The following is an 11,385-nucleotide window of genomic DNA, read 5'->3' on the forward strand; positions in this document are numbered from 1 at the left end:
TCTCGTGTTTTATCGTTACCTAACAGGCTATTCGAAATAAACAAAACTCGCAATATCCGAAACGGGCTGCTGGCCCATGGACTGGTATGCTCAGAAGAGTGAATTCATTCAGGGAGCCACGGCATGGCAGGACCCGAGTACACGGACGTAGAGAAGCCATTCATCGATCAGCTGGTGGGTCAGGGCTGGGAGTTCCTGGCCGGCTCGGTGGATGATCTCGCCTTGACCAACCGCGAGAACTTCGGTCAGGTGGTGATGGAGCCGATGCTGCGAGAGCGGCTACATGAGAGAGATCAACCTGTGTGATGGCGCTGGCTGGAGGAGCACGCCTAACGGACGGGTGTGGCCCATCACGGCATACAGCCACAGCGGAGATCTACGAGGGAAAACCGTCAGGCAAAGAAAAAGCCGCTGATTTCTCAGCGGCTTTTTGCAATGCGTTGGCGGAGGGGGAGGGATTCGAACCCTCGAAGCCTTTCGACTTACACACTTTCCAGGCGTGCTCCTTCGACCACTCGGACACCCCTCCGCATTGTGGTTCTCACGCCCGGGCAGCTGGGCCTTTCGCGTTAGAACGGCGCATATATTATCGACCTAAGTGCGCGAATGCAAGCGGTTTCCTGGCTTCGACTGGTGGTACCCGCGGCTCGGGGGCTGCGTAGCGTCCCGGGCTGTGCCGGGGTGCGCCGGTCCGCTATGCTGGGGGCGAATCCACGACAGGGAGAGTCCCATGTCCTTACGTACCATGTCTTTGCCCCCCATGCTTGCCGGCCTGCTGCTGGTACTGCCGATGACCGCCCTGGCCGAGACGCCCAACATCGTGCCCGGGGAGTGGGAGTTCACCAGCACCACCTCGGTCTCCGGCGACATGCCGATCCCCGACCAGGCCGAGACGACCCGCGAGTGTATCGCTCAGGGCGACCTCGCCGATCCCGACTTCCAGATGATCGAGGAAGAGGAGGGGTGCGAGCTGCTCGAGCACAATGTCGGTGTCGATGGCATGGACTACCGCATGGTCTGTGAGGCCGAGGGTGGTCAGGCGGACATCGTCGGCCATATGGACTTCCTCGGCGAGACCACCGAGGGTCGCGTGGAGGTGACCGTCCAGTCGCCGCAGATGGGTGAGATGGAGATGGTCACCGAGGTCGAGGGCCGTCGCATCGGCGACTGCTGACAGCGATCACGCTGGTTGCAACGCAAGACGGCCACCCCGAGGTGGCCGTCTTGCGTTGAGTGGGTTCAATGCCCTTCCGGGGTGGCCTCCATCTCCTGCTCCAGGCGCCTGGCCACGTCGCCGGGAGAGCCGGTGCGGCGTGCCAGCAGGTCATAGGCTACCGGCACCACGAACAGCGTGAACAGGGTGGCGGCTGCCAGGCCACAGAGGATGACGATGCCGATCACCAGGCGGGTCTCGGCGCCGGCGCCGCTGGAGATGATCAGCGGCACGGCGCCGGCCATGGTGGTGGCGGCGGTCATCACGATGGGGCGCAGGCGGGTCACCGAGGCCTCCACCAGCGCCTCGTGGAAGGCCCAGCCCTGGTCGCGCAGCTGGTTGGCGAACTCGACGATCAGGATGCCGTTCTTGGCGGCGAGTCCCACCAGCATCACCAGTCCCACCTGGCTGTAGATATTCAGCGACTGGCCGGTGACGTAGAGACCCAGCAGGGCACCGCAGATCGCCAGGGGCACGGTGAGCATGATCACGAAGGGGTGAACGAAGCTCTCGAACTGGCCGGCCAGCACCAGGAACACCACGAGGATGCCCAGACCCAGCAGGAAGCCGGTGGCGCCGCTGGCTTCCTGGTAGTCCCGCGAGGCGCCCTTGACGTCGGTCTGGGCCTCGGCGGGAAGCAGCTCCCGCGCCGTCTGCTCCAGATACTCCAGCGCCTCGCCCAGTGGGTAGCCGTCGGCCAGGTCGGCGTCGAGGGTGATGGCGCGCACCCGGTTGAAGCGATTGAGGGTGCTGGGGCCGGCGAAGTCGGAGATGTTCACCAGGCTGGCTAGGGGAATCAGCTCCCCGCTTCGCTGTGAGCGCACGCGCAGGCTCTCCAGGCTCTGGGGGCTGGGGCGGGCGCCGGGTTCGCCCTCGAGGATGACGTCGTACTCCTCGCCGTCGTCGATATAGCGGGTGGCAGTCCGTCCGCCGAGCAGGGTCTCCAGGGTGCGGCCGATCTCGCTGACGGTGACGCCCAGTTCGGCGGCTCGCTCGTAGTCGATGTCGACCTCGAGCTGAGGCTGGCTCTCCTCATAGTCGCTGTCCAGCTCGGTGATCCGCGGGTTGTCTTCCCGGATGTGCTCGAAGAGGGTGTCGCGCCATTCGGCGAGCTCCTCATAGGTGCCACCACCCAGCACGAACTGCACCGGTTTCTCGACGCTCGAGCCAAAGCCCTGGCGCATCACCGGGAAGGCGCGTACGCCGGGCAGGTCGGCGAGGTTGCGTCGGATCTCCTCCATGATCTTCCAGGCGGAGCGCCGCTCCCCCCAGTCGGCCAGGTTGACGATCACGAAGCCGCTGTTGAAGTTCTCGATATTGCCCCAGCCACGTGGCGCGCGCACCACCACGCGGTCGACCTCACCGGTGTCGAGCATCGGCAGCAGCCGGGCCTCGATCTCGTCCATGTAGTCGAGCATGTAGTCATAGGTGGCGCCCGGTGGGCCGTTGACCAGCACCCAGAAGTTGCCGCGATCCTCCTGGGGGGTGTATTCGTTGGGCAGCTCGGCATTCAGCCAGACCATGCCGCCGATCACCCCGAGGAGCAGAGCCACCACCAGCAGGCGCAGCTTCAGGGCCCGCTCGAGCAGGCGACGATAGATGCAGCGAGAGTGTTCCAGTGCCCACTGCACGCCACGGGCGAGGCGTCCCTCGTGCATGCCCGACTTGAGGATCTTGGATGCCATCATCGGTGTCAGGGTCAGCGCCAGCAGGCTGGAGATGGCCACGGCGGCGGCCAGGGTCAGGGCAAACTCCGAGAACAGCCGGCCGATATCGCCCTCGAGGAAGCTCAGCGGCACGAATACCGCGATCAGCACCAGGGTGGTGGCGATCACCGCGAAGGCGATCTGACGGGTGCCGCGGAAGGCCGCCACCAGCGGCGTCTCGCCGTGGTCGTGCATGCGCCGGTGGATGTTCTCCAGCACCACGATGGCGTCGTCGACGATCAGGCCGATGGCCAGCACGAGGGCCAGCAGGGTGAGTAGGTTGATGGTGAAGCCCATCACTGCCAGTGCGCCGAAGGCACCGATCAGGGCGATGGGCACGGTGACCGCGGGGATCAGGGTGGTGCGCAGGTTGCCCAGGAATAGGAAGATCGCCACCACCACCAGGCCCATGGCGATGAACAGGGTCTGCACCACCTGGGAGATGGCGCCCTCGACGAATACCGAGGAGTCGAAGTTGAGCGCCAGCGTCATGCCCTCGGGGAGTCCCGGCTGCTGCCGCGCCATCTCGGCCTGCACCTCTCGGGAGATCTCCAGCACGTTGGCGGTGGACTGCTTGACCATGCCCAGGCCCACCATGGGGGTGCCGTTGCCGCGGAAGATGGTGCGCTCCTCCACGGCGCCGATCTCCACCCGGGAGATGTCGCCGAGGCGTACCAGGTAGCCATCATCGGCCTCGTCCAGCACCAGGCTGCGGAAGTCCTCCGGTGTGGCGAACCCGCGTGGCAGGCGCACGACGAACTGGCGCTCGCTGGATTCGATGGAGCCACCGGGAAGTTCGACGTTGTCGGCGCGCAGGGCGTCCTCCACGTCACCGGCGGTGAGGCCGCGGGCCGCCATGGCATCGGCGTCGAGCCAAACCCGCATGGCATATTCCCGGCCACCGCCGATGATCACCCGCGATACGCCGGGCTGGATCGAGAAGCGATCCACCAGATAGCGGTTGGCGTAATCGGTGAGCTCGGCCATGGTGTAGCCCTCGCCGGAGAGCGACAGCCAGATCACGACCTCGGAGCTGGAGTCGGCCTTCTCGACCTCGGGCGGGTCGGCCTCATCGGGCAGGTTGCCGGCGGCATCCGAGATGCGATCGCGGATATCGTTGGCCGCCGAGTCGATGTCCTGGTCGAGACCGAACTCGATGTTGATGCTGGAGCGTCCGTCCTGGCTGGAGGAGGAGATCACCTGGATGCCGGAGACGCCGGCGATGCGATCCTCCAGCACCTGGGTGATGCGGGTCTCCACCACGCTGGCCGAGGCGCCCGGATAACGGGTATCGACACTGACGATGGGCGGGTCGATGGAGGGATACTCCTGCAACGGCAGGCGCTGCAGGGCGAGCAGGCCGAAGGCCACGATCAGGGCGGCCAGCACGGTTGCCAGCACCGGCCGCTGGACGGAGATATCGGAGAGTCGCATCAGCCGCTGGCCTCCGCCGCATCACGGTCCTGGCGCAGCAGCTCGGGAACGCTGGTGCTCTCGTCGAGGATGCCCAGCAGGCGGGTCGGCTGGCCGTCGCGCACACGCTCGGTGCCATGGGCCACCACCAGCTGGCCTGCATCCAGACCTTCGAGGACTTCGACCTCGCCCTGGCGACGGGCGCCGATGGTGATCTCGCGGCGTGTCACTCGGTGCTCGTCACTTGGGTCGAGGGTGAGCACGAACTGGCGGCGTCCCTCGGGAATCAGCGATGACTCGGGAATCACCAGGGCCTGGCGGGACTCACGCTCCACGGCCACGTTCATCAGCATGCCGGGGCGCAGCCGGTCGTCGGGGTTGTCGATCCGGGCGCGTACGGTGATGCTGCGGCTGACGGGATCGACGCGAGTACCGATGGTGTCGATCTCGCCACTGAACCTGGTGTCGGGATAGGCGGCACCGGTGGCTGTCAGTGCCATGCCCGGGATGAGCTCGCCCAGGGTTCGCTCGGGAAGCGTGAAGTCGAGCTTCATTACGTCGAGCTTGTCGAGGGTGACGAGCTCGGTGCCGGGGGTCACCAGGGTCCCCACACTGACGTTGCGAAAGCCGACCCGCCCGGCGAAGGGGGCGCGAAGCCGGTAGTCGGCGAGCCGTGCCTCCAGGGCCTGGATCTCGGCCTCGACCTGGCGAAGTCGCGCCTGGGCATCCTCCAGGTCGCCGCGCGGCGCCAGGTTGCGCTCCTGGAGCTGGCTCAGGCGATTGACGGCGTTACGGCGCTCCTCGCGCAGGGCCTGGGCGGCACGCAGGTCGGCCTGGGCCTCGTCATCGGCGAGGCGGACCAGCAGCTGCCCCGCCTCGACCTTGTCGCCATCGCGAAAGTTCAGCTCCCGCACCACATCGGTCACCGTGGCCGAGAGTGTGACGCTTTCATCCGCGCGCAGGGTGCCCAGCGACTCCAGGGGATCGGACCACGGCTCCTGGCGAACTTCGGCGGCGATCACGGCGGTGGGTTGCTGGGCATGCAGCGGTGCCGCCGAGGCGAGCAGCAGGGCTATCAGTGGCAAGAGAAGTGAAACAGGGCGTCGTTGGGACATGGGGGGGATTTCTGGTCGGTGGACGAGAGTGACGTCAGCGATCCTGCTGGCGTGCTTTAAGCCTAACCGGATGGCGGCGGCAGGAGTATGGCAACAATGCACAAGTTACCCCCGAATGAATAACGTACAAGGTTTGTACATGACAGACCACCCTCGGCGCCTGGTGGTGCGACTGCTAGAATGCGCGCCTCGCCGTTGGCGGTACAGGCAATAGCCGGGAGGGCTGCAGGGTGACATATGACGTGGTGGTGATCGGCGCTGGTGCCGCGGGGTTGATGTGCGCCCTGAGTGCCGGCTATGCGGGGCGCCGGGTGCTGGTACTGGACCATGCCAACAGGGCCGGCAGGAAGATCCTGATGTCCGGCGGCGGGCGCTGCAATTTCACCAACCTCAACTCCACGCCGGCCAATTTCTTTTCGGGCAATCCGCACTTCTGTATCTCGGCCCTTAAGCGCTATCGACCCGAGCACTTCGTCGAGCTGGTGGAGCGCCACGCCGTGGAGTATGTGGAGAAGGCCCCGGGACAGCTGTTCTGCGCCGACTCCAGCAAGGAGATCGTGCGCGTGCTGCTCACCGAGTGCGACTGGGCGGGGGTCGAGATTCGCCTGAAGACGCACATCGACACGGTGGAGCGGCGGGGGGAGGGCGTCCGTCTGGCGACGTCCGCGGGTAGGGTCGATGCCGGTGCCCTGGTGGTGGCCAGTGGTGGCCTGTCGATTCCCAGCATGGGGGCCAGCGGCTTCGGCTACGAGATCGCCCGCCAGTTCGGCCTGGCGGTGACCGACACGCGCCCCGCGCTGGTGCCCTTCACCCTGACCTCGCAGTGGAAGGCGCGCGCCGAGGCGCTGGCCGGGGTGAGCTGTGAGGTGGAGGCCAGCTGCCGAGACGGACGCTACCGTGAGCCGATGCTGTTTACCCACCGCGGCCTCTCCGGCCCGGCCATGCTGCAGGTCTCGAGCCACTGGCAACCCGGCGACGAGATTGCCATCGACCTGCTGCCCGGCGAGGACGCCTTCGCGGCGCTGTGCGCCGCCCGCGACGCGACGCCGAAGCGGCGCCTCTCCACCTGGCTCGGTGAGCGCCTGCCGAAACGGCTGGCCCAGGCAATGGTGGAGTGGCAGGGCGACGACGGGGTGCTGGCGGAGTGCGGCAACGCTCGCCTACAGGCCTGGGCCGAGGCGCTGAACCGCTGGCGGCTCAAGCCCGCCGGCACCGAGGGGTGGCGCACCGCGGAGGTGACCCTGGGCGGGGTCGATACTCGTGCCATTTCGTCCCGGGACTTCGCGGTGGCGGGGCTGCCCCAGCTGCGCTTCATCGGCGAGGTGCTGGATGTGACCGGGGAGCTGGGGGGGCACAATTTCCAGTGGGCCTGGGCCAGCGGCGTGGCCTGCGGGCAGAGTCTCTAGTTGACCCAAGGGCCGGGCATTCAGGCCAAGCGCTGGGCGATCTCCTCCCATAGCCGGCGGTAGGCCTGGGCGGCGGCAGTGCGCGGCGCGAAGCTGCACAGCGGGGCGCGCTCGAGTCCCATTCGTTCGACCACGCTGGCGCTGGGAATGGTTTGCGAGAGGCGTAGCGGCCAGCGTTCGGACAACGAGTCGATGATCTCACGGTGCAGGGTGCGGCGGCGGTCGGCCAGGGTGACGAAGGGCCAGACCGGGCAGGGCACATCGCGCTCGTCCAGGAAGGCACGCAGCTGCTCCAGAGTGCGCAGCGAGAGTACCGTGGGCACGATGGGCACCAGCAGCGCATCGACGCTGGCGAAGACGCTCTCGGAGAGGGTCGAGAGCGTGGGAGGGCAGTCCAGGATCACCAGGTCATAGTCATCGCGGATCGGCTTGAGGATACGCCGGAGCTGGTTGTCACGCCGTTCGGCGAGCAGGTGGTCCAGTTCGCGTGAGGCCAGCGCCGCCGGCAACAGGTCGAGGTTCTCGACCTGGGTGGCGCGGATCACCTTGTCGTAGGCGGCCTTGCCCTTGACCAGCCGGGCGACCCCGCCGCGCACCTTGGGTTTGGCACGCAGATAGAAGGTGGTGGCCGCCTGGGGGTCGAGGTCCCAGAGCAGGACACGCTGACCGTCGGCGGCCGCCTCGGCGGCCAGGTTGACCGCCGAGGCCGTCTTGCCGACGCCGCCCTTGATGCTGTAGAGGGCCAGCATGCGCAAGGGGCATCTCCCGAGTCAGAAGGGTGGAAGGCGATTACATTGTCATGCCAATGTGACAGAAGCGTGACGGCTAGATGTCAGGCCAGATAGCGTCCGCCGGCGGCGATGGCGCTGGTCAACAGGCCGAGGATTAGGTTGAGGCCCACCAGGCGGCGGATACTGGCCAGCTGCTGGCCGCCTTCGGGCCAGGCCTCGCCATCCACGGCCCGCTGCAGGCGCTGCCAGGGCACGAACCACAGGTGCAGGTAGATGGCCATCATGGCCAGGCCCAGGGCCAGCATCAGGTGGATATGCCAGCGTGCCCCGGCCATGCCCCCGAACACCGCGAAGAGCATCCACAGGCCAGTGGCCAGAAGGAGCGCGGCGGCGGCCCACACCCAAGGGAAGAAACGCGCGAACACGCCGCGCCACAGGGTCAGGCGAGCGGGTGGCTCGAGCTGGCTGGCGGCCACCGGGCGCAGCACGACCCAGGCGAAGAACATGCCGCCCACCCAGATCACGGCGGCGAGAACGTGCAGTGTGATGGCGAGCGTCATGGGCGGCTCCTCGGGTCGAATCAGAAGAAGTGGCAGGGAGTGTCCCTGTCGGCACCATACCCCAGGCCGGGCCCCCTGCCCAGGCGTGCAGGAGCGTGCGCTGGCGGTTGTCGGCACCCCGCGGCATCATGGGAGCCGTTTGGCTTGGTAACGAGGTCGTGATGAAGAGAGTGTTGTTGGTGGCGCTGCTGGCCCTGGCGGGTCTCTCCTGGTTCGAGGGGTCGCTGGATTGGCGTGGCGGCGGTGAGCCACCCGCCGTGGAGCAGCAACTGCCGGGGCAGGCGCAGATCGACGCGACCCTTGGGCTGATCGAGCGCGGCGGTCCCTTCCCCCACTCCCAGGACGGCACCACCTTCTTCAACCGCGAGGGCCACTTGCCGCAGGAACCACGGGGCTACTATCGCGAATACACCGTGGAGACCCCGGGGCTATCCCATCGCGGGGCTCGCCGCATCGTGACCGGTGGCCAGCCACCCGAGGTCTTCTACTACACCGATGACCACTACGATTCGTTCCGGGTGCTGGAGGATCGACGTTGACTGCCCCTCTGACCTCGCTGGAAGCCCTGGCTCGCTATCTGCAAGACCCGGCCCATGCCGGGGTGTATGGCCTCGAGGCGTCGCATGCCGCGGGGCTGGACGCGGAGGCGGCCGGCACGGTGGGGCTCGACTGCCGTCGCCTGGGATCGGCGCCGTTCTGGAGCCGCGAGACACTGCTCGATGGCCTGGCCGAGAGCCTGGGGTTCCCCGAGTACTTCGGGCGCAACTGGGATGCCGCCTGGGACTGCCTGACGGAACTGGAGTGGGAGGCGGGGAGGGCCCGGGTGGTGGTGGTGCCGGTCGCTGCTGCCGAGGTGGCCGCCATGGCCGCCTTCCTGGAGTTGATGCAGGATGCCGCCGAGCACTGGGCGGCCCGTGGACATGCGCTGGCCACGTTGATTCTCTGGGAGGATGAGATTCCCTCCTGGGCCCTGGAGTTGCCGGCGCTGCCGCGTGAGGCGATCGGGTAGCCCGGGGCTCAGCGCAGCAGGCGTCGGGCGCGGTTGACCACCAGGGCGCCGGCGGTGGCGCGGCGGCCGAGTCTCAGCAGTCGCCCCGGATGTCGGCCGAGGCGCAGCAGGAGCAGGCCGCCCACCGCGTATAGGGGCGCCTTGAAGCGCATCAGGTTGCGCCAGCCGTCATCGATTGGCCGGGTGGCACTGCGCCAGCGGCTGGCGGCGACCAGGATATCCACGCGCTGCTGTTCGATACGCGCCTCCAGCTCGGCCTTGGTAGCGGCGCGCGGGGTGCGTGGCCGGCGGTTAGTCGTCATGGCGGGCCTCCCGACGATCGTGCTCCACCAGGTCGCGGTCGGTGGCGAGGTGCTTGAGGGTGCTGGCCAGCAGGGTGCGCCGGCGCGCCAACTGCATCACCCGCAGGCAGAGCAGCAGGCCGCCGCCGAGCAGGACGCCGGCGCTCACGGCGATGGCAGTCAGTCGGTAGCTGTCCCAGAAGACCACGATCACCAGGGTGGTGAGCACCGCAATGCCGAGCAGCAGCAGGATCAGTGCCAGCCCGGCGAGCAGCAGCAGACCCACCAGGCGGGCACGTTCCTCTTCCAGCTCCAGCACGGCGAGACGCAGGCGCGTCTCGCCGGTCGCCAGCAGGCTGCCCAGCAGGCGCCTGCCGGCGGTGAAAACCCGCTGAGCCGGTCCCTGGCTGGATGCCATCAGCGACGCCCGATAAGCATGCCGATCACGACCCCTACACCGGCGCCGATGCCGATGCTGGTCCAGGGGTTGTCGCGGACGTAGCGATCGCAGGCATCCACCTGGTGGTCAAGGGTCTCGCGGGCTTCCCCGTAGAGCCGCTCCCCGCGAGACTCGAGGCGCTCGCGGGTTTCCTTGAGGCGCTTCTCGGCGCGTGAACGCAGCTCCTTGATATTGCTGCGTGAGTCGTCGGCGGTGGCGTTGACCAGCTCCTCGATGGTCTGGCTGAGGTGCTGCAGGTCTTCCTTGAGCTGCTCGGTGGATTCTTGGGTGCGATTGGCCATGTGAGTCTTCCTGTGACGGTGGGTGACAGGCCCAGCATAGCAGCCGGGGCGCGGCTTGACAGTGCCCCGGCTGCAGATGCTTGACGCCGGTCAGGGCTAGCGCAGCAGACCGCTGCTGGGAGAGAACAGCGGGTTGAGGCTGAAGCCCAGGCTCAGGCGCTGAGTGCTCTGGTCGTAGTCGATCAGGCTCTCGCCGTAGCCGTGGTAATACTGTACGTGGGCGCGGATCTTGCTGTCGAAGAGTGGCCAGGAGTAGTCGAGTTGGCCCCCCATATGCCCGGCTCCGGGGTTGCCGCGCACCATCAGGCTGAGCTCGTTGTCGTCGAAGCGTCGGGCCAGCGTCACATCGCCGTAGCCCATGTAACGCTCGATATCGGGGTTGTCGTCATCGCCGGTGGTCTCCGGCAGGCGGTAATGGGGGGCCAGGCTCACCGCCCAGTCGCCACGCTGGAAGACCGTCTCCAGGTAGAGGCGGTTCCAGCTGCGCGACAGCTCGTTGGAGCGACCGTTGGACTGGTGGTTGATGGCCAGGCGATTGCGTATGTTGGCCCAGCCCAGGATCTGCCAGTCGTTGTCGAAGCTCAGGAAAATCTCGGGCTCGTAGTTGGTCTCGCGGAAGGGCGACGAGTCGTCGGTGTTATAGGCTTGCCACCAGCTGCGCTGGGTATAGGCGAAGTAGAGGTCCCCGGTATTGCCGAACAGCCCCTCGGCAAGGGCCACCTTGGCGCTGAACTGGAACTTCAGCTCGCTGCGTTCCATCCCCTCCTCGCCGGTCAACTCCGTATAGGCCGCATGGTTGGGCTTGCGGTTGTAGGTAAACGGAAACAGGTAGTTGCGCCGATAGGCGGTGATGGCGTAGGGGTTGCGGTTGGACTCCTGCTCGAGCTGGCGGCGCTCGGCGGCCTCGACCACGGCGATGTCGCCGGGGGCGATCGGTGGAGGCGAGGGCCAGGCGAACTCGCCGGGGCCCGCCGTAGCGGAAGCTGGCTCCTCCTCCAGGGCCTCGAGCCTCGCCTGCACCGCGGCGGCCTCGCTGCGCAGCTCGGCGAGGCGTGCCTCCAGCGCGGCGCGGTCGGTGGTGTCCGACGCGGCCTGGGCTGTGCCGTTCATAAGCAGGGCCAGTGAGGTGAGGGCAGCGGTGCATATCGGCAGACGCATGGCAGGGGTCCGGTGCAGGGTTAGACCGCTGTTCTACCACGCCCGGAAGGCA

Annotated in this window: 13 protein-coding genes and 1 tRNA gene; 5 read left to right on the forward strand and 9 right to left on the reverse strand. The window is 67.2% G+C overall.

Annotated elements, in window-relative coordinates; all coding sequences use genetic code 11:
• Positions 1–123: 123 nt before the first annotated feature.
• Positions 124–306: a hypothetical protein gene (locus ACJ7IV_RS05255; RefSeq protein WP_483866080.1), complete on the forward strand. Its 183-nt coding sequence runs from the start codon at positions 124–126 to the stop codon at positions 304–306.
• 135 nt (positions 307–441) lie between these two features.
• On the opposite strand, the gene ACJ7IV_RS05260 is transcribed toward ACJ7IV_RS05255, so the two are convergent.
• Positions 442–529 (reverse strand) — tRNA-Ser (locus ACJ7IV_RS05260).
• A gap of 201 nt (positions 530–730) precedes the next feature.
• Between ACJ7IV_RS05260 and ACJ7IV_RS05265 the strand changes: the two genes are divergently transcribed.
• Positions 731–1,174 carry a DUF3617 domain-containing protein gene (locus ACJ7IV_RS05265; protein ID WP_483866081.1) on the forward strand — a complete coding sequence of 148 codons (444 nt, stop codon included), beginning with the start codon at positions 731–733 and terminating at the stop codon, positions 1,172–1,174.
• Between the two features lie 65 nt (positions 1,175–1,239).
• Here ACJ7IV_RS05265 and ACJ7IV_RS05270 read toward each other — a convergent pair whose 3' ends face one another.
• Together ACJ7IV_RS05270 and ACJ7IV_RS05275 are read right to left on the reverse strand one after the other, a co-directional pair.
• Positions 1,240–4,353, reverse strand: coding sequence for an efflux RND transporter permease subunit (locus ACJ7IV_RS05270; RefSeq protein ID WP_483866082.1), 3,114 nt, complete (start codon positions 4,351–4,353; stop codon positions 1,240–1,242).
• On the reverse strand, positions 4,353–5,447 hold the full coding sequence (locus tag ACJ7IV_RS05275; protein ID WP_483866083.1) for an efflux RND transporter periplasmic adaptor subunit: 1,095 nt from the start codon (positions 5,445–5,447) through the stop codon (positions 4,353–4,355). The genes ACJ7IV_RS05270 and ACJ7IV_RS05275 overlap by 1 nt, the downstream gene beginning before the upstream one ends.
• A 230-nt stretch (positions 5,448–5,677) precedes the next feature.
• Here ACJ7IV_RS05275 and ACJ7IV_RS05280 point away from each other — a divergent pair, with 230 nt between their 5' ends.
• The gene (locus ACJ7IV_RS05280; RefSeq protein ID WP_483866084.1) at positions 5,678–6,853 is read left to right on the forward strand and encodes a BaiN/RdsA family NAD(P)/FAD-dependent oxidoreductase; all 1,176 of its coding nucleotides are present in this window, start codon (positions 5,678–5,680) and stop codon (positions 6,851–6,853) included.
• A gap of 20 nt (positions 6,854–6,873) precedes the next feature.
• Here the strand turns inward: ACJ7IV_RS05280 and ACJ7IV_RS05285 are convergent, their stop codons facing one another.
• Positions 6,874–7,608, reverse strand: a complete 735-nt coding sequence (locus ACJ7IV_RS05285) for a ParA family protein (RefSeq protein WP_483866085.1) — start codon at positions 7,606–7,608, stop codon at positions 6,874–6,876.
• Positions 7,609–7,685: 77 nt separating this feature from the next.
• Positions 7,686–8,144: a DUF4149 domain-containing protein gene (locus ACJ7IV_RS05290; protein WP_483866086.1), complete on the reverse strand. Its 459-nt coding sequence runs from the start codon at positions 8,142–8,144 to the stop codon at positions 7,686–7,688.
• A 161-nt stretch (positions 8,145–8,305) separates the two neighbouring features.
• On the opposite strand from ACJ7IV_RS05290, the gene ACJ7IV_RS05295 reads away from it, so the two are divergent.
• Positions 8,306–8,683, forward strand: coding sequence for a guanyl-specific ribonuclease (locus tag ACJ7IV_RS05295; RefSeq protein ID WP_483866087.1), 378 nt, complete (start codon positions 8,306–8,308; stop codon positions 8,681–8,683).
• On the forward strand, positions 8,680–9,153 hold the full coding sequence (locus ACJ7IV_RS05300) for a barstar family protein (protein ID WP_483866088.1): 474 nt from the start codon (positions 8,680–8,682) through the stop codon (positions 9,151–9,153). Before ACJ7IV_RS05295 ends, ACJ7IV_RS05300 begins: the two co-directional genes overlap by 4 nt.
• Positions 9,154–9,161: 8 nt before the next feature.
• On the opposite strand, the gene ACJ7IV_RS05305 is transcribed toward ACJ7IV_RS05300, so the two are convergent.
• The 4 genes from ACJ7IV_RS05305 to ACJ7IV_RS05320 all read right to left on the reverse strand — a co-directional run bounded on the left by ACJ7IV_RS05305 (position 9,162) and on the right by ACJ7IV_RS05320 (position 11,333).
• On the reverse strand, positions 9,162–9,455 hold the full coding sequence (locus ACJ7IV_RS05305) for a YqjK family protein (protein WP_483866089.1): 294 nt from the start codon (positions 9,453–9,455) through the stop codon (positions 9,162–9,164).
• A complete protein-coding gene (locus tag ACJ7IV_RS05310; RefSeq protein ID WP_483866090.1) occupies positions 9,445–9,852 on the reverse strand; it encodes a phage holin family protein in 408 nt (135 codons plus the stop codon). The genes ACJ7IV_RS05305 and ACJ7IV_RS05310 overlap by 11 nt, the downstream gene beginning before the upstream one ends.
• Positions 9,852–10,175, reverse strand: a complete 324-nt coding sequence (locus ACJ7IV_RS05315) for an ElaB/YgaM/YqjD family protein (RefSeq protein ID WP_483866091.1) — start codon at positions 10,173–10,175, stop codon at positions 9,852–9,854. Before ACJ7IV_RS05315 ends, ACJ7IV_RS05310 begins: the two co-directional genes overlap by 1 nt.
• A 96-nt stretch (positions 10,176–10,271) precedes the next feature.
• Positions 10,272–11,333 carry a phospholipase A gene (locus tag ACJ7IV_RS05320; protein ID WP_483866092.1) on the reverse strand — a complete coding sequence of 354 codons (1,062 nt, stop codon included), beginning with the start codon at positions 11,331–11,333 and terminating at the stop codon, positions 10,272–10,274.
• Positions 11,334–11,385 lie beyond the last annotated feature (52 nt).

The sequence above is a fragment of the Halomonas sp. C10-5 genome, from assembly GCF_057169305.1.